17 protein-coding genes and 1 other annotated feature are annotated in these 16,797 nt (G+C 55.7%); of the genes, 11 read left to right on the top strand and 6 right to left on the bottom strand.

What is annotated here, in order from left to right; all coding sequences use genetic code 11:
- Position 1 precedes the first annotated feature (1 nt).
- From WC370_00920 to rpsB, 6 genes are all read right to left on the bottom strand, one after another.
- A complete protein-coding gene (locus WC370_00920) occupies positions 2-799 on the bottom strand; it encodes a phosphatidate cytidylyltransferase (GenBank protein ID MFA5308032.1) in 798 nt (265 codons plus the stop codon).
- A gap of 54 nt (positions 800-853) precedes the next feature.
- Positions 854-1,561: a polyprenyl diphosphate synthase gene (gene uppS, locus WC370_00915; protein ID MFA5308031.1), complete on the bottom strand. Its 708-nt coding sequence runs from the start codon at positions 1,559-1,561 to the stop codon at positions 854-856.
- Positions 1,562-1,622: 61 nt separating this feature from the next.
- Entirely contained in the window at positions 1,623-2,180 is a 558-nt protein-coding gene (gene frr / locus WC370_00910) for a ribosome recycling factor (GenBank protein MFA5308030.1), read from the bottom strand.
- 2 nt (positions 2,181-2,182) lie between these two features.
- Positions 2,183-2,908, bottom strand: a complete 726-nt coding sequence (gene pyrH / locus WC370_00905; GenBank protein ID MFA5308029.1) for a UMP kinase — start codon at positions 2,906-2,908, stop codon at positions 2,183-2,185.
- 10 nt (positions 2,909-2,918) lie between these two features.
- Positions 2,919-3,422 (bottom strand): translation elongation factor Ts, encoded by a 504-nt coding sequence (gene tsf, locus WC370_00900; GenBank protein MFA5308028.1) that lies wholly within the window; start codon positions 3,420-3,422, stop codon positions 2,919-2,921.
- A 10-nt stretch (positions 3,423-3,432) separates the two neighbouring features.
- Positions 3,433-4,227, bottom strand: coding sequence for a 30S ribosomal protein S2 (gene rpsB, locus WC370_00895; protein ID MFA5308027.1), 795 nt, complete (start codon positions 4,225-4,227; stop codon positions 3,433-3,435).
- A gap of 202 nt (positions 4,228-4,429) precedes the next feature.
- On the opposite strand from rpsB, the gene WC370_00890 reads away from it, so the two are divergent.
- The 11 genes from WC370_00890 to WC370_00840 all read left to right on the top strand — a co-directional run bounded on the left by WC370_00890 (position 4,430) and on the right by WC370_00840 (position 16,743).
- Positions 4,430-5,392 (top strand): hypothetical protein, encoded by a 963-nt coding sequence (locus WC370_00890; protein ID MFA5308026.1) that lies wholly within the window; start codon positions 4,430-4,432, stop codon positions 5,390-5,392.
- A 713-nt stretch (positions 5,393-6,105) separates the two neighbouring features.
- Positions 6,106-6,395: a binding site (T-box leader), on the top strand.
- A 52-nt stretch (positions 6,396-6,447) separates the two neighbouring features.
- A complete protein-coding gene (gene trpE / locus WC370_00885; GenBank protein ID MFA5308025.1) occupies positions 6,448-7,899 on the top strand; it encodes an anthranilate synthase component I in 1,452 nt (483 codons plus the stop codon).
- Positions 7,899-8,471, top strand: coding sequence for an aminodeoxychorismate/anthranilate synthase component II (locus WC370_00880; protein MFA5308024.1), 573 nt, complete (start codon positions 7,899-7,901; stop codon positions 8,469-8,471). The genes trpE and WC370_00880 overlap by 1 nt, the downstream gene beginning before the upstream one ends.
- 223 nt (positions 8,472-8,694) lie before the next feature.
- Entirely contained in the window at positions 8,695-9,735 is a 1,041-nt protein-coding gene (trpD, locus tag WC370_00875) for an anthranilate phosphoribosyltransferase (GenBank protein ID MFA5308023.1), read from the top strand.
- A complete protein-coding gene (gene trpC / locus WC370_00870; GenBank protein ID MFA5308022.1) occupies positions 9,716-10,489 on the top strand; it encodes an indole-3-glycerol phosphate synthase TrpC in 774 nt (257 codons plus the stop codon). The genes trpD and trpC overlap by 20 nt, the downstream gene beginning before the upstream one ends.
- On the top strand, positions 10,486-11,145 hold the full coding sequence (locus WC370_00865; GenBank protein MFA5308021.1) for a phosphoribosylanthranilate isomerase: 660 nt from the start codon (positions 10,486-10,488) through the stop codon (positions 11,143-11,145). Before trpC ends, WC370_00865 begins: the two co-directional genes overlap by 4 nt.
- Positions 11,129-12,322: a tryptophan synthase subunit beta gene (gene trpB, locus WC370_00860; GenBank protein ID MFA5308020.1), complete on the top strand. Its 1,194-nt coding sequence runs from the start codon at positions 11,129-11,131 to the stop codon at positions 12,320-12,322. The genes WC370_00865 and trpB overlap by 17 nt, the downstream gene beginning before the upstream one ends.
- Entirely contained in the window at positions 12,319-13,110 is a 792-nt protein-coding gene (trpA, locus tag WC370_00855) for a tryptophan synthase subunit alpha (protein MFA5308019.1), read from the top strand. Before trpB ends, trpA begins: the two co-directional genes overlap by 4 nt.
- Before the next feature lie 61 nt (positions 13,111-13,171).
- Positions 13,172-14,539 (top strand): TrpB-like pyridoxal phosphate-dependent enzyme, encoded by a 1,368-nt coding sequence (locus WC370_00850; GenBank protein MFA5308018.1) that lies wholly within the window; start codon positions 13,172-13,174, stop codon positions 14,537-14,539.
- A 204-nt stretch (positions 14,540-14,743) separates the two neighbouring features.
- Positions 14,744-15,577, top strand: a complete 834-nt coding sequence (locus WC370_00845) for a methyltransferase domain-containing protein (protein ID MFA5308017.1) — start codon at positions 14,744-14,746, stop codon at positions 15,575-15,577.
- A gap of 8 nt (positions 15,578-15,585) precedes the next feature.
- A complete protein-coding gene (locus WC370_00840) occupies positions 15,586-16,743 on the top strand; it encodes a trypsin-like peptidase domain-containing protein (protein MFA5308016.1) in 1,158 nt (385 codons plus the stop codon).
- Positions 16,744-16,797 lie beyond the last annotated feature (54 nt).

The following is a 16,797-nucleotide window of genomic DNA, read 5'->3' as shown; positions in this document are numbered from 1 at the left end:
TTTAAACTACCACCAGGAAATAGTAAAGATATACCGCCGCCCCGGCAAACAGCACGCTATCCAGCCGGTCTAGGATGCCGCCGTGCCCCGGCATGATACTGCCGGAGTCCTTGACGCCGAAGCTGCGTTTTAACAGGGATTCCACCAGGTCGCCAATCTGCCCGGAAACGCTGATGAACAGGCCGAGTATAACCGCCTGCCAGCAGGCAAGGTGCAGGTGTATCGAAGCATCCAGGGTGAACAGGAGAACCACAATCACCGCGCCCATCAGTCCGGCGATAGCGCCCTCCCAGGTCTTGCCCGGGCTGATAGCCGGGGCCATTTTATGACGGCCGATGGCCTTGCCGACAAAGTAAGCCAGCGTGTCCGAGCCGAAGGTGGCGAACAGTGCCAGGAACAGCCAATCGCGCCCGGCGTCCAGCCGCAGGATTACCAGCAGATACAGCAGAAAACCGATGTACAGCACGCCGCCCAGCATCAACGCCCAGTCCATAAAAACGTTTTCCCGGCGGCGTACAAACAAGAGCAGTGCCAGGGAACAGACCGCCGCGGTAACGAGGATAAATGACTGGTAGTCCGTATAATGGGCGGAAACCAGGATATACAGTATGGCGGCCAGCCCGAACACGGCCAGCGGCGGGTTTTTCATGACGCCGGTGATGCGGTAGAACTCCATGCCCGCCAGCACCCCGGCCGCCACCGCCAGCAGGGTGAACCAGGAGATAGGCCCGTCAAACCAGACGGCGGCGATAACCAGCGGAATGCCCCAGAGCGCGGTGATAAGTCTTTTCTTTAACATGGCTTAAGGGGATTATATACCCTGGGAACGAATAAACCAAGAGCCGGCAGCCGACTATTGACGGTTCAAGCCACCGAAGCGCCGCTGCCGCTGGCTGTACGCCTGTAAAGCCTTCTCCAGCTCCGCTTCATTCAAGTCCGGCCAGAGCACCGGGGTAAAGTACAGCTCGCTGTAAGTGGTCTGCCAGAGCAGCAGATTGCTGATGCGGAACTCGCCGCCGGTGCGGATTACCAGGTCCACATCCGGGAAATCAGCGGCGTAAAGGTGCCGGCGGAACGATTCTTCATTGATTTCTTCCGGCTTCAGGCCATCAGCGATAACCCCCCGCACCGCGTCCAGTATTTCTGCCCGACCCCCGTAGTTCAAAGCCACCCCAAGCGTCATGACGGTGTTATTGGCGGTAAGTTCGACCGCTTCCCTGATAGACTGCCGGAGCTTGGATGATAATTTTTCCAGGCTGCCCACGTGGCGGATTTTTATGCCGTTTTTATGCAGCTCGGCGGACTCTTTACCGATGATATCCTCTAAAATGTGAAAGATGCCGCTGACCTCTTTTTCCGGCCGGCGCCAGTTCTCGGTGGAAAAGGCATACAGCGTCACGTAAGGGATGTGTTTAGCGGCGAGAAACCGGACGATGGCGCCGATATTGTTAACGCCGGCACGGTGTCCTTCCAGGCGCGTCAGCCCGCGCTGTTCCGCCCAGCGGCCGTTACCATCCATGATAAAAGCGATATGACGCGGCAAAGTGGTCATGTTTTCCATACGCACGAAGATAATCCCCTGAGGGGTGCGGGTATTACGGGTGAAGCCGGGACCAACGGGGCTAAATCTCCAGGAGTTCCCGTTCTTTGTCCTTGCTCAGTTTTTCGGCTTCCAGGATATAATAGTCGGTAAGCTTCTGAAGCTGGTCCTGGGCGCGTTTTATTTCGTCCTGGGATATGGTCTTTTCCTTTTCCATCTTCTTCAGATCATTCAACGCTTCATGCCGCAGATTACGCATGGTGACGCGGCGCTCCTCGGTGCGGCGGTGCACTATCTTGATCAGCTCCTGCCTTCTCTCCTCGCTCAGCGGCGGGATGGCGATGCGGATGATATTACCGTCGTTAGAGGGATTCAAACCAAGCTCGGACTTGGAGATAGCTTTCTCGATGTCATGCAGGGTGCCCTTGTCCCAGGGCTGGATAACCAGCAGCCCGGCTTCCGGCGCGGAGATACCGGCCAGTTGATTCAGCGCCATGGGCACGCCGGCGTATTCCACCCGGACATGTTCCACCAGCGCCGGAGAGGCATGCCCGGTGCGGATGGTCGAAAGGTCCGCCCGGAACACCTTTAATGAGGTTTTCATTTTTTCTTCAATGGTTTTTAATGCTTCTGTTACCATAGCTAAACCTCACTTGTCACCAGAGTGCCGATGTCTTCTCCTAAAATCGCCCTTTGCATGCCGTCTTGCAGACCGGGGTCGAAGACGATGATGGGCAGTTTATTATCCAGGCAGAGGGAGAGAGCGGTGGTATCCATCACCTTGAGGCGCATACTCAGCGCTTTCAGGTGGGTTATCTTGTCTATCTTTTTGGCGTCGGGGTCTTTGCGCGGGTCGGAGGTATAAATGCCGTCCACGCCGTTCTTGGTCATGAGCAGGACTTCCGCGTTGATTTCTATGGCGCGCAGGGCGGCGGCGGTGTCCGCCGTCATGTATGGGTTGCCGATGCCCCCGGCGAAAATCACCACCCGTCCCTTTTCCAGGTGGCGGATAGCACGCCGGCGGATAAAAGGCTCGGCGACCTGGCGGATATCCAGGGCCGATTGCGTCCTGGTGTCCACGCCCTTTCTTTCCAGCACGTCCTGCAGGGCGAGAGCGTTAATGACCGTGGCCAGCATCCCGGCGTAGTCCGCGGTGACGCGGTCCATGCCGTCGGCTTCTGCCTGGGCGCCGCGCCAGATATTTCCCCCGCCCACCACAATGCCGATACCCACGCCCATCCCCACGGCCTTCTTTATCTGGAGCGCAATTTTTTCTAGCGTGGGGTTGTCAATGCCGTAGCTGTGGCCACCGCGCAAGGCCTCGCCGCTGATTTTGAGCAATACCCTTTTATATTTGGCTCCAGGCATATTCCTAATCCTAGCCGCCTAATTCAAACCGGGAAAAACGGCGCACCCTGACATTTTCTCCTATTTTAGCGATAGTCTCGGTAATGATGTCATTAATCGTCTTGGTGGGGTCTTTGATATAGGGCTGAAGCAGCAGGCAGGCCTCGTCGGCCACCGGCTCGCCGCCTTCCGGCGTGTTTTCTTTAGCCACGCACACCGGCGCCATGGCCGCCACCTGCATCGCCAAGGCATGGGCTAATTCCTTGAATTCATCGGTGCGGGCGACAAAGTCCGTCTCGCAGTTGACTTCCACCATTGCCCCGATGCGTCCCGCCGTATGGATATAGCATTCCACCAGCCCGGAGCCGGTGGCGCGTTCCGCTTTTTTCTGGGCCTTGAGCAGCCCTTTCTCTTTCAGGATTTCCAGCGCTTTTTCCATATCGCCGCCGCAGGTTTTCAGCGCGTTGCGGCAGTCCATAACGCCAGCCCCGCATTGCTCGCGGAGCGTCTTGACCATTTCCGCAGTGATTTCCAATTACTCCTCCTTATCCCTCATCCGGCGTGAAAACCAGAGTTTCCGTACCAGGAGCGGCCCCTATTTCAGCCTCGGCGGCTGCCTTGCCTTCGACTACCTCCGTGGGTACACTGGTAGCCATGCCGGCTTTGCCTTCCAGCACCGCATCGGCCATTTTGCTGCAAATAAGCTTGACGGCGCGGATGGCATCATCGTTGGCAGGAATGGGATGGTCGATTTCATCCGGGTTACAGTTGGTATCCACGATGCCGACCACGGGGATGCTCATGCGCTTGGCTTCCGCCAAGGCTATTTTTTCCTTGATGGGGTCGATGATGAAGAGAGCGCCGGGCAGACGCGTCATTTCCTTGAAGCCGCCCATCTGCCGATTAAGGTGGGATATTTTCTCCGTAATCTTGCCCATTTCTTTTTTAGAGAGCCGCGTCAGCTCACCGCGGGCCTGCTGGTCTTCCAGCCTTACCAGCTGGTCGACGCGCGCCTGGATAGTGGCGAAGTTGGTGAGCATGCCGCCCAGCCAGCGCTGGTTGACGAAGTACATGCCGCAGCGTTTGGCTTCCTCTTCCACGGATTCCTGCGCCTGCTTCTTGGTGCCCACAAAGAGGATGGTCTCCCCCTGTGACACGATATCCCGTACGAACTTGCAGGCTTTGTCCAGCATGACGGCGGTCTTTTCCAGGTCGATAATATGGATGCCGTTACGCTTGGTAAAGATGTAGTTTTTCATCCGCGGGTGCCAACGCCCCGTCTGATGACCGAAGTGCGCTCCCGCTTCCAGGAGCTGCTTGATTGTGGTTGTGTCTGGCAATTTACTTAACCTCCCATGGTATATTAATCGTGAGTATCAGGAGATTCATACCTTGTGACAGTATATCATAATCTGACCGGATACGGCAATAGCTTATGTTAACAAGCCGGATAGGAGAAACGGGGGATTTATTTTCTCTTTAAATTATGAGATGATGACGTTAAACCTGTGTCTCTGAAAAATTTTTCAGGGGGGGGCTAAAATGAAAAAGATTTTTACGGTTGCGGGGATAGTACTGATAGCCATGGTGGTGGCGGTGCTGGGGGTAATGCTGGGACAGGCTAACGCCAAGGTGGCGGCGATACAGGCCGACTTAAACGAGAAATCCGCCGAGGTGAACGTTGTACAGAGTGAACTGTCCCAGACGAACAGCCAACTGACACTGGCTAATAACGTATTGCTGGATACCAGGAATGACCTGGACAAGACCAATACCGAACTTTCGGAGATAACCATAAATTTGACTTCAGTCAACGCCGCGAACTCCAATCTCGAAACGCGGCTGACTCAAGCGATTTCCGATCGGGATGAGGCCATCCGGGCCGCGGACAATATGACCGGCGAGCTTAATGCGGCCATCGCCGCCAAGGAAGAGGCAATCAGCCAGGCTGAAGAAGCGCTGGCGAGTATCGCCCTGTACCGGGAGACATTCGGGGAGGTGTTCGCCGGGGTGGAGCCCATGGCGATAATTAACGATTCTATGCCGGTGACCTTTAATATGCCCATCCCCCAGACGCCCGCCCCCGTCAGGGGATTCAACCTGATAAACAACCCGGACGCGGTCGACCCCACCTACGCGGAGCTGCTGTCTTTTTTAATATCCGATATTACCGATTCCTACCGTTACGTGACGGACTATTATATGTGCGGCAACTTCGCGGAGACGGTACATAACAACGCGGAGGCGGCGGGTATCAGGGCGGCGCTGGTGCTTATAACGTTTGACGTCCCGCCGGGACACGCCATCAACGCCTTCCTGACCACCGATAGAGGCCTGGTTTACATCGACTGCACCGGCACGGACAGGCCCGGCCCTTCCAGCATGGACGGCATAGTGTACAACTTAAAAATATATTCCACCTATAACCGGGAATTTCTCTTTGAGACCGCCTACTATTTTGAAACGGATGCCAAGAGAGTAATAGATTTAAAGATTTACTGGTAGGGATATTGAAGGAATATTGGGGGAGTAACTAATGCGGAGTTTTTACAGAGTCCCGGATTACCTTGTGCTCTAACTGCATCTTTTCCTGAATATCTATTTTCCTGGCGAACGGCAACGCCGTGGTCTTTTTGGTTCTCCTAGCTCTGGATTCTTTAAACCGCATTAAGTAGCTTTTATAATTTTCTTTGCAATTGGTCTTTTGCATTATCGCGATTTTTTATTATACTAATATCCGCATTCGTAATAAATCCCACTATATATTATCTTGTTAAAAAAGTGTGATTATCCACTTAACTAGATAAACTATACCAGTAATCACGCCACCGAATAGCAAAATTATTCCAACTGTGAAGGCAACGTTAAAGCAACCACTTTCTTTTCGTTTAACAACGGGAGCTTCCAGTATCCTTCTATACCTCTTTTCCCTCTCTTCTTCCTCTACCGTCCTATGAACAAAGGGACATCGTTTGCAGTCATTGATTGACTCGCAATTTCTCCATGCTACAATATCGCGGAAATGTCGTCCGCTAATAGCGCAAATATAGTCATTATAAGGCATGTTGCTCGTGTACTATAGTAACGTCCTCGATAAACATGAATTACCCTAAATATTATGTCATATGTTTTAATAAGTCAATAAACAATAATACTTCACCCCCCTCTTCTCTTGACAAATTTTCCGTATCATGATAACCTGTGAAATATCTTAATAGTTAAAGGCTGTGAACAGGATTAGTAAGCTCTAAAGCGGGGCTACAGAGAGTCGGGGAAGGTGCGAGCCCGACGCCAGCGCCGGGGCTGAATGGACCTGGGAGCCGCAAGTCGAAAGCCAAAAGCGAGTAGACCGTGCCGCAGGGGAAGCGTTAAAGAATCCCGGGGTATCGTCCTGGTAAAGTCGGGGCTGTACCCGCAGAGATGTCCTCCGGTATATCAGGGAAAAATCACTCGAATACCGCGGGATAAAAAGGGTGGCACCGCGGAAGCATTAGCCCCCGCCCCTTTCAGGGTGGGGGTTTTTTATTTTCCCCGCCCCGGGGCACGGCCAGGGGAAGAAAATGTACTATCCGTCTCTTGAAGAAGTAAAAAAACTGAAACCGCAGGGCAACCTGGTGCCGGTTTACCGTGAAATCAATGCGGACCTGGAGACGCCGGTATCCGCTTACCTCAAGATAGCGCAGGGGGACTATTCCTTCCTGCTGGAGAGCGTGGAGGGGGGCGAAAGGCTGGCGCGCTACAGCTTTTTAGGGACGGAACCGGCTAAAATTATCACCACCGGCGCTATGGTTCAACAATCTCACCCCGAGCCGGAAAATATCGACCCCCTGCTGCTGGTGGAAAAAGAGTTCCGGCAATACCGGGCAATTCCCGTAGCCGAGCTGCCGCGCTTTCACGGGGGGATGGTGGGGTATTTGAGCTATGAGGTAGCGCGGTACTTCGAGCGGCTGCCCGCGCCGGAAAAGGACGCCCTGGGTCTGCCGGAAAGCCAGCTGATGCTGGTACACACCCTGCTTATCTTCGACCACCTTGCCCATAAAATAAAAGTTGTCTCCCACGTGCGGCTGGACGGCGATATCGAGCAAAGCTACCAAGAAGCCACGGCGAAAATAGACGAGCTGGTGGCCCGTCTCAAAGAGCCGCTGCCGGCGGAGACACCGGTAAAAGCCAATACCAACCATGCCGGGACTACCGCCAATGTGACCGCGGCGGAGTATGAGGGCATGGTCGTCAAGATGCAAAAACACATCTTTGACGGGGATATCATCCAGGGGGTGCCCTCGGTGCGGGTGGGGCGGGAAACGTCAGCCAGCCCGTTCGCCATTTACCGCGCCTTACGCTCGATAAACCCCTCCCCCTACATGTACTTCCTCCACCTTAACGACGTTCACATCGTGGGGGCGTCACCGGAGCTGCTGGTGCGCGTGGAGGACGGCACCGTTTCCAATCACCCTATCGCCGGCACGCGTCCGCGCGGCCGGGACAGCGAAAAGGACAAGGCGCTGGAAAAAGAGCTCAGGACCGACGAAAAGGAGTGCGCCGAGCATGTCATGCTGGTGGACCTAGCCCGCAACGACGTGGGCAGAATCAGCGAGCCGGGCACGGTACAGGTTACCCAATTCATGGACATCGAGCGGTACTCCCACGTCATGCACCTGGTATCGCACGTGCAGGGCAAGCTCAGGCAAGGGCTGACGCAGTTCGACGCGCTGCGCGCCTGCTTCCCGGCGGGCACGGTCTCCGGCGCACCCAAGATACGCGCCATGGAAATCATCGCCGATTTAGAGCCGGATAAACGCGGCCCTTACGCCGGGGCGGTCGGCTATTTCGATTTCAGCGGCAATATAGATACCGCCATCGCCATCCGCACCATCGTCATCAAGGACGGGACGGCTTACGTGCAGGCGGGGGCGGGCATCGTGATGGACAGCGTGCCGGCCAACGAATACCAGGAGTGCCTTAACAAAATGCAGGCCCTGCTGGCGGCGATAAGCCAGGCGGAGGGGAACTGATGCTTTTACTTATTGATAATTACGATAGCTTCACCTACAACCTCTACCAGTACTTCTCCGAGTTGGGGGAAGAGGTGAAAGTGGTCAGGAATAATGAAATCACCATCGACGAAATAGAAAAGTTGGCGCCGGAGCGCATCGTTATCTCTCCGGGGCCGGGTACGCCGCAGGAAGGGGGCGTCTCCAATGACGCTATCCGGCGCTTCGGGGAAAGAACGCCGATACTCGGGGTGTGCCTGGGGCACCAGTGCATCGGGTACGCTTACGGGGGGACGGTGACCCACGCCGGGGAGATAAAGCACGGCAAGACCTCCCTCATCCACCATGACAGCAAAGGCGTTTTCAAAGGGATAAAAAGCCCCTTCCCGGCGGTGCGCTACCATTCGCTGGCGGTGCTGGACAAGGGGCTGCCGGACTGCCTGGAGGTAACCGCCCGCACGGACAACCGCATTATCATGGGCCTGCGCCATAAAAAGTTCCCGGTGGAGGGGGTACAGTTCCACCCGGAGTCCATCATGACCAAGGCAGGCAAAGACTTACTGAGGAACTTTTTGAAGATGGGGAGGGAGTAAGTAACAAGTAACAAATGGCAAGTGGCAAGGAATAATTAATATCAAATCTTCCCGATTCACTTCGTTCATCGGGATGCCGGATGAGGTAAGGAATCGGCACAAAAACACAGCTAAAAGATGAAAAAAGGATAATCGACCTCACCCCATTTATCCCCCCTCTCTCCAAGCGGAGAGGGGGCTAGGGGGAAAGGTGAAAAACAAATGATGTTGGGGATTTTTAGCCATGATTAAAGAAGCTATCGCCGCGCTGGTGGAAAATAAAGACCTTACCTATGAAGAAGCCTACTTCGTCATGGGGGAAATCATGAGCGGGGAGGCCACGCCCGTCCAGATAGCGGCTTTCCTCACCGCCCTGCGCATCAAGGGCGAGACCCCGGATGAGATTGCCGGTCTGGCCAGCGTAATGCGCTCCCGCGCCACCCCCGTTAAAACCAACGGCCCGGCGCTAGACATCGTGGGGACGGGGGGAGACGGCTCCGGCAGCTTCAATATCTCCACGGCGGCGGCCTTCGTGGCGGCCGGGGCGGGGCTGAAAGTGGCCAAGCACGGCAACCGGGCCATGTCCAGCCACTGCGGCAGCGCCGATATCCTGGAGGCGCTGGGGGTAAAGATTGATTTGAACGCGGACGGCGTGGAGGAATGCCTGAACAAAGTAGGCATGGGCTTCATGTTCGCCCAGGTCTTTCACCCGGCCATGAAACACGCCGCCCCGGTACGCCGGGAAATGGGCATCCGGACGGTCTTTAATATCCTCGGCCCGCTGACCAATCCGGCCGGGGTAGAGCATTTACTGCTCGGCGTCGCCAGCGAGGAGGTCGGCCACAAAATAGCCGCCGTGCTGCACCGCCTCGGCGTTAAACACGCGCTGGTGGTTTACGGCAAAGACGGGCTGGACGAGGTATCGCTCGGCGGCAAGACAATAGTCTGGGAGGTAACGGCGGATAAGTCCCCGGCGGTACGGGAAATAGCGCCGGAAAACTTCGGGATAAAGTCGGTAAAAAACGCGGACATCAAGGGCGGCACGCCGCAGGAAAACGCGGAAAAACTGGAGAAAATCCTCGACGGCGAAAAGAGCGACCTGCGCAGCGCGGTGGTCATCAATGCCGCGGCGGCGCTTATCGCCGGCAACGTGACGGCGGATATGAAAGAGGCGGCGCGTATCGCCGGGGAAACGATAGACACCGGCCTGGCCAAGGACATACTGGAAAGACTGGTAGTACTCAGCCAGGGCATAGGACGGCGCGATGAACAGCATCCTGGATAAAATAGTAGCGGAAAAGAAACGGGAGATAGAAAACTCCAGTCGCATCGTGCCGCTTGCGGCTCTAAAAGAGCGCGCCGGGGGATATAATCGGCTGGACTTCGCCGGAGCGCTGAAAGGAAAGACCGTCAAGCTCATCGCCGAGGTCAAGAAAGCGTCCCCTTCCAAGGGACTGCTTTGCCCGGACTTTCAGCCGGTGGCGCTGGCGCAGACCTACGCCCAAAACGGTGCCGCGGCCATCTCCGTGCTGACGGAAGCCAAATATTTCCAGGGCAGCCTGAAATACCTGACCGCCATCAGGAAAGCGGTATCCCTGCCTCTCCTGAGGAAGGACTTTATCCTGGATGAATACCAGATTTACGAGTCCGCCGCCTTCAGCGCCGACGCCATTCTGCTGATAACGGCTATTTTAAGCGAGGAAAAGCTGGGGGGATTTATCGAGCTGGGGAGCAAACTCGGTCTGGCCTGCATGGTGGAGGTGCATAACGAGCAGGAGCTGATGAACGCGCTGCTGGCCGGCGCGGAGATAATCGGCATCAATAACCGGGACCTGAACACCTTTAAAGTGGACACCAGTGTTACCCGGCGTTTACGCCTGCTGGTGCCGGAGGGGGTAATCGTGGTGAGTGAAAGCGGCATCGGCAGCCGGGAAGACATGAAGAAAATGAGGGAATGTAAAGTTAACGCGGTGCTGGTGGGCGAAGCCCTGGTCACCGCCCCGGACATACCCGCCAGGATAAAAGAGCTGATGTCATGACAGCGATTAAAATCTGCGGCATAAAAACGGAAGAACAGGCACTGGCGGCCGCGGCCGCCGGGGCGGACTATATCGGGCTGGTGTTCGCCACCAGTCCCCGGCAGATTACGCCCGTCGCGGCAAAAAAAATAATGAGCGCTTTAAAGCATAACCGGGCGCGGGCGGAGGCGGTGGGGGTTTTCGTGAATACGCCCGTGCCGACCATGCGGAAAATCGCCGACGACTGCCGGCTGGACTGGGTGCAGTTGAGCGGTGACGAGCCCTGGGTCTCCTGCGTGGAGGTCGGACTTCCGGTGGTAAAGGTAATCCGGGTGAGCCGCACCCAAAGGCCGGAGGCCGTCATCGCCAACCTGGAATACGGCCAGCAAGTCCTGGCGGGGCAAAAGCACATGTTTTTGCTGGATGCCAACGCCCGGGAAAAGTACGGCGGCGCCGGCTTGACCTTCGACTGGAAGCTGGCGGTGCCGGTAGCGGAGAAATTCCCGGTAATCATCGCCGGGGGTCTCAAGCCGGAAAACGTAGGAAAAGCGATAAAGCTTATCAAGCCCTGGGGCGTGGACGTCTCCACGGGCGTGGAAACGAAGGGCGTGAAGGATATGAAAAAGATAACCGGATTTATCGAAGCAGTGAGGCAAGCCGATGCCAGCCGGACCTGATGCCAGCGGCTATTACGGGGAGTACGGCGGCAAGTTCGTGCCGGAAACGCTGATGCCCGCGCTCGGCGAGCTGGAGAGCGCTTACGCGGCGGCGATGGCGGACGCTGATTTTCAGCAGCAGTTCCGGCAGCTTTGCCGCGACTACATCGGGCGACCGACGCCGCTATATTACGCGGTCCAGCTTTCCGCCAAGGCGGGCGGGGCGAAAATATTACTAAAGCGCGAAGACCTGGCCCATACCGGCGCACACAAGATTAACAACGCCCTGGGGCAGGGGCTGCTGGCTAAACGCATGGGTAAAAAACGCATTATCGCCGAGACGGGGGCGGGACAGCACGGGGTAGCGGTGGCAGCGGTCTGCGCCATGCTGGGGCTGGAGTGCATCGTCTATATGGGCGAAGAGGACATTCACCGGCAGTCGCCCAACGTCAACCGCATGAAGCTTACCGGCGCCGAGGTACGCCCAGTCACCTCCGGCAGCCGTACCCTCAAGGACGCCATTAACGAGGCGATACGCGACTGGGTCAGCAACGTGGACAATACCCACTATCTGCTCGGTTCGGTGGTGGGACCGCACCCCTACCCGATGATAGTGCGTGATTTTCAGTCGATAATCGGCCGGGAGACGAGGGAGCAGGTACTGGCAGCTTACCAGCGCCTGCCGGACTACCTGGTGGCCTGCGTGGGCGGAGGCAGCAACAGCATCGGCATGTTCCACCCGTTTTATGACGATAAGGAAGTTAAATTCATCGGGGTGGAGGCGGCGGGTAAAGGACTCAACACCGGCCAGCATTCGGCCACGCTGGCGGCGGGGAAAATCGGGGTATTGCACGGCACCAAGTCCTATATCCTGGAAGACGCCCACGGGCAGATAACCGAGACGCACAGCATCGCGCCAGGGCTGGACTATCCGGGGGTGGGGCCGGAGCACAGCTTCTATAAAGACAGCGGCCGCGCCGCTTACGTGGCGGTGACGGACGAGCAGGCGCTGCAAGGGTTCAAGCTGCTCTGCTCCGCGGAGGGCATTATCCCAGCGCTGGAGTCCTCCCACGCCATTTACTACGCCTCCCGGCTGGCCGCCGGGCTGCCCAAAGAAAAGCTGATTATCGTGAATCTTTCAGGGCGGGGGGATAAAGATATGGAAATAGTGGACGGGGCATTGGGAACGCAAAAATGAGCAAAATAGCGGATGTATTCAAACCGGGCCGCAAGGCCTTGATTGCCTATATTACCGTCGGCTATCCGGACATGCAAGCTACCGTAAACGCCGCGCTGCTGCTGGCCAAAAGCGGCTGTGATATCATCGAGCTGGGCATACCGTTTTCCGACCCGCTGGCGGACGGGGCCACCATCCAGAAAGCCAGCCACCACGCGCTGATGCGGGGCATCACCCCGCAGCTATGCCTGGAGACGGCCGCCGCCATCAGGAAGAAGACCGCCGTCCCGCTGGTTTTCATGACCTATTTCAACCCGGTGCTCAATTACGGCCCGGAAGCTTTCTGCCGCAGCTGCGCCCAGACCGGCATTAACGGATTAATCGTGCCGGACCTGCCGCCGGAAGAAGGACTGCTGTTGGAGAAAACCGCCCGGAATGATAATATTGATATGATATATTTGCTGGCTCCTGCCAGCACGGACGCCAGAATCACCATGGTAACGGCGCGGTCGCGCGGCTTCGTTTACCTGGTATCGCTTACCGGGGTTACCGGCGCCCGGAAAACCCTATCGCCGGAGTTGCAGGACTTCGTAAAAAGGGTCAGGCGGAAGACCGCCCAGCCGCTTTGTATCGGCTTCGGGATATCCACCCCGGAACAGGCGGCGCACGCCGGCTCCCTCGCCGACGGCGTTATCATCGGCAGCCGCCTTATCGAACTGATGGAAGAAGATAGTACGTTAAATTCACTAAAGTCGTTTATCGTCGCTACCCGTAAAGCCCTGGACTCATTGAAAAATACCGGGAGGTAAAATATGTAATGCCCCGTTAAAATATATACGTTTACAATATTATTATGTAAAGGAGATAAAGGTGGAAAGAATCAAATATATATTAGATGAAAAGCAGATGCCTACCCGCTGGTATAATATCCAGGCGGACCTCCCGGAACCGCTTCCCCCCTATTTGCACCCCGGTACCAAGGAAGTGACCCGCCTGCCACCGCCCCTTTTCTGCGAGGAAATCAACCGGCAGGAGTTCAGCAAAGAGCGGTATATAGATATACCGGAGGAAGTGCAGTCCATTTACCGGACCTGGCGCCCCACTGTTTTATACCACGCCGTCGGTCTGGAAAAAGCGCTGGGTACGCCGGCCAAAATCTATTACAAATTTGAGGGCAGCAGCCCGCCCGGCAGCCATAAACCCAACACCGCCGTCGCCCAGGCTTACTACAACAAGAAAGAGGGCGTCAAGCGGCTGTCCACGGAAACCGGGGCCGGTCAGTGGGGCAGCTCGCTGGCTTTTGCCTGCCAGCTTTTCGGTCTGGAATGCAAGGTCTATATGGTCAGGGTCAGCTACAATCAGAAACCCTACCGCCGCATCATGATGGAGACCTGGGGCGCCAAGTGCGTGCCCAGCCCCTCCCCGGATACCAAGGTAGGCCGCGATGTGCTGGCCAAAGACCCCAACGCCAACGGCAGCCTGGGACTGGCCATCAGCGAAGCCTGTGAAGACGCTTTCAGCCGGGAAGACACCAAGTACTCGCTGGGCAGCGTGCTCAATCATGTCCTGATGCACCAGACGGTCATCGGGCAGGAATCCCTGATGCAGATGGAAATGGTGGGGAACTACCCGGATATCATCGTCGGGTGCGTGGGCGGCGGCTCCAACTTCGCCGGCATGTTCCTGCCTTTCGTCAAGGAAAAGATAAACGGCCAGAAGAAGAACCTGCGCATCATCTGCGCCGAGCCTACCAGCTGTCCTTCACTGACCAAGGGGCCTTATGCCTGGGACCTCGGCGACGTGGCCGGCATGGCACCCATCGCCAAGATGTTCACCCTGGGGCATGACTTCATGCCGCCGCCGGTACATGCCGGTGGCCTGCGCTATCACGGCATGGCGCCGATAGTGAGCTTCCTGCACAAGTTGGGATTCATCGAGGCCAAAGCGGTGCCCCAGATAGCCACCTTCGAGGCGGGCATCACCTTCGCGCGGTCGGAAGGCTTCATCAGCGCCCCGGAAACGAACCACGCCATACGGGTGGTTATCGACGAAGCGTTGAAGTGCAAGCAGTCCGGTGAGGCCAAGACGATACTGATGTGCCACAGCGGCCACGGCCACTTCGACATGGCGGCTTACGATTCCTACCTCTCCGGCAAACTGACGGACTACGATTATCCGGAAGACCTGGTAAAAGAATCCCTCAAGACGCTGCCGGAAGTCCCCGCCGAGTTTAAATAGTACCTTTCACAGAAACCGTACCCCCGCCCCCTCTCCCTGAAAAGAGAGGGGGCATTTTTTCATATTCTCTTAACAATATTTTTCTATGCTATAATCATCTGGATAAATACAAATTTTAGAAATATAGCCCCCAACTATACCAGGAGATTGCCTATTTTCTGATTTAGCTTTTATCTAACTCTTCTATAACGGGGATGAGTAATAGTGAGTGACAATTATAAAGGTTGGATTTTACGCGGCCATTTACTGGAGCGCGTCAACAGCATACAGGATGCTGATGCTTATAATCCCAATTGGGTTTTATGGCACGCCGGAAACAAGGATTTCAGTGTTAAAGCCAAACACCTTCGGCGTATAATATCAAAACTTCCCGTACGTACGATAATCGATGTTGGCTGTGCCAGCGGAGTCCTGGTCGATATGCTAAACAGAACGGGAAAATACGAAGCCACCGGCGTTGATAAATCTGAAAGCTCTATTAGTTATGCCAATTCCCACGCCAGGGGCACGTTCTACCGCGCTGATATTGAGGACTTTAAGAGTGACCGTACCTATTCCCTCGTTATATTGATGCATTTACTGGAGCATTGTTATCAACCGCAAAAGGTGTTACGTAATGTCAGAGAATACGTGCCCGTGGGTGGCTATATTTACGTTTCCGTGCCTAATCTGCTTTCCTGGGATGAACATTCTTTCTGGAGACGAAGTCTGGCCAGTACCATATTTGCCGATGAACACCTCGTAGCTTTTTCGCCTTCGGCACTGGTCAGCACATTAAACGACAGCGGATGGGAAGTAGCTAAAGTACTCACGAAGACCCATTTTCACGTATTTCTCGAAAATTTTATCAAGGGATTATATAGACAAAACAAGAAGGTGCATGAATACGTAGGGCCCTTGGTGAACAATAGTCCGGGCCGTTTATTGGAAAATATCGTTCATTCGCCGTTACGATACCTGGTGTGTCTAAATGCATATTTGAGTCAGAGACACAATCGAGGTGCCGAATTGATTGTGTTGGCCAAGAGAATCGAGTGAGGTTTAATATGAAAAGATTACCGCTAAAATCCCTGTTGGTCATCCTCGTTGTGGTCCTGCTGTTTGGCGCGCTGGCCGGCGCCAGCTGCATTACTTTTTCCAACTCCGATACCACCACCCCGGCTGCCTCCACCACAGCCACTACGGCACCGCCTGCCACCACCCCCTCGCCCAGTACCACCTGGACACCGCCGTCATCTAATGGCAGCAGCTTCGGGCAGCTAGCCAACATCGCGGATGTGGTAGCGGCGGTAAAACCATCGGTAGTGGCTATCAACACCGAGGTAGTTTCCTACGACTTTTTTAACCGGCCTTACACCCAGCAAGGCGCCGGCTCCGGCTGGATTATCGACGCCGACGGCATAATCGTGACCAATAATCACGTGGTGGAAGACGCCAAGACGATTACCGTAACCCTGGACGACGGCACCACCTATACCGCGGCTACCAATGCCGTCTTTACCGACCCTCTGAACGACCTGGCGATAATCAAGCTGGATGCTCATAACCTGCCGGCGCTGCGTATAGGCAGTTCCGGCGCCATGCGCATCGGCGACTGGGTAATAGCCATCGGCAACGCGCTGGGACAGGGTATCAGGGCCACCGAGGGCATTATTAGTCAGAAAGGTGTGGCGCTCCAGGTGGACCTGGACCAGACGCTTTATAACCTGATAGAGACCAGCGCCGCCATCAACCCGGGCAACAGCGGCGGGCCATTAGTTAACCTGTCCGGGGAAGTGGTGGGCATTACCAGCGCCAAGATAGCCAGCGTGGGCGTGGAAAGCATGGGCTACGCCATCAGCATCGATACCGCCCTTCCCATTATCCAGGAACTGGTAAACAAGGGATATATTACCCGGCCCTGGCTGGGCGTGCGCCTCTATACCGTGGACCAGCTGGCCATCATCCAGCTCGATTTATCCGTGGACAAGGGCGCGGTTATCATCCAGGTGGTGGCTAACGGGCCTATCGACAATGCCGGCCTGAGAGAAGGCGATGTTATCGTGGAGATGGACGGACAGGAAGTTAATAACGTCGAGGACTATACGCTGATATTGAACTCCTCTAAAATCGGCGAACCGCTGGAAATCAAGTACCGGCGCGGCAACGCCGAGCATACCGTCACGGTAATACCGGAAGAAAGCCCCCAGACGACGACTAGCTAGAGTTAACAGTTTACAGTTATCAGTAAACAGTAAACAGTATCGTAAAAAGGCAGT

Source organism: Dehalococcoidales bacterium (assembly GCA_041652735.1).
Classification (GTDB): Bacteria; Chloroflexota; Dehalococcoidia; order Dehalococcoidales; family RBG-16-60-22; genus RBG-13-51-18.
Note: the sequence above shows the minus strand (reverse complement) of the source record. Positions and strands in the feature narration are given on the sequence as shown.

Bases quoted from the DNA above. Each gene is read 5' to 3' on its own strand.
- trpA (MFA5308019.1), top strand. From the start codon at position 12,319: ATGAGCAAAATAGCGGATGTATTCAAACCGGGCCGCAAGGCCTTGATT.
- WC370_00920 (MFA5308032.1), bottom strand. From the start codon at position 799: ATGTTAAAGAAAAGACTTATCACCGCGCTCTGGGGCATTCCGCTGGTT.
- WC370_00880 (MFA5308024.1), top strand. From the start codon at position 7,899: ATGCTTTTACTTATTGATAATTACGATAGCTTCACCTACAACCTCTAC.
- trpE (MFA5308025.1), top strand. From the start codon at position 6,448: ATGTACTATCCGTCTCTTGAAGAAGTAAAAAAACTGAAACCGCAGGGC.
- trpC (MFA5308022.1), top strand. From the start codon at position 9,716: ATGAACAGCATCCTGGATAAAATAGTAGCGGAAAAGAAACGGGAGATA.
- WC370_00865 (MFA5308021.1), top strand. From the start codon at position 10,486: ATGACAGCGATTAAAATCTGCGGCATAAAAACGGAAGAACAGGCACTG.
- trpD (MFA5308023.1), top strand. From the start codon at position 8,695: ATGATTAAAGAAGCTATCGCCGCGCTGGTGGAAAATAAAGACCTTACC.
- WC370_00840 (MFA5308016.1), top strand. From the start codon at position 15,586: ATGAAAAGATTACCGCTAAAATCCCTGTTGGTCATCCTCGTTGTGGTC.
- frr (MFA5308030.1), bottom strand. From the start codon at position 2,180: ATGGTAACAGAAGCATTAAAAACCATTGAAGAAAAAATGAAAACCTCA.
- uppS (MFA5308031.1), bottom strand. From the start codon at position 1,561: ATGGAAAACATGACCACTTTGCCGCGTCATATCGCTTTTATCATGGAT.
- trpB (MFA5308020.1), top strand. From the start codon at position 11,129: ATGCCAGCCGGACCTGATGCCAGCGGCTATTACGGGGAGTACGGCGGC.
- WC370_00890 (MFA5308026.1), top strand. From the start codon at position 4,430: ATGAAAAAGATTTTTACGGTTGCGGGGATAGTACTGATAGCCATGGTG.
- pyrH (MFA5308029.1), bottom strand. From the start codon at position 2,908: ATGCCTGGAGCCAAATATAAAAGGGTATTGCTCAAAATCAGCGGCGAG.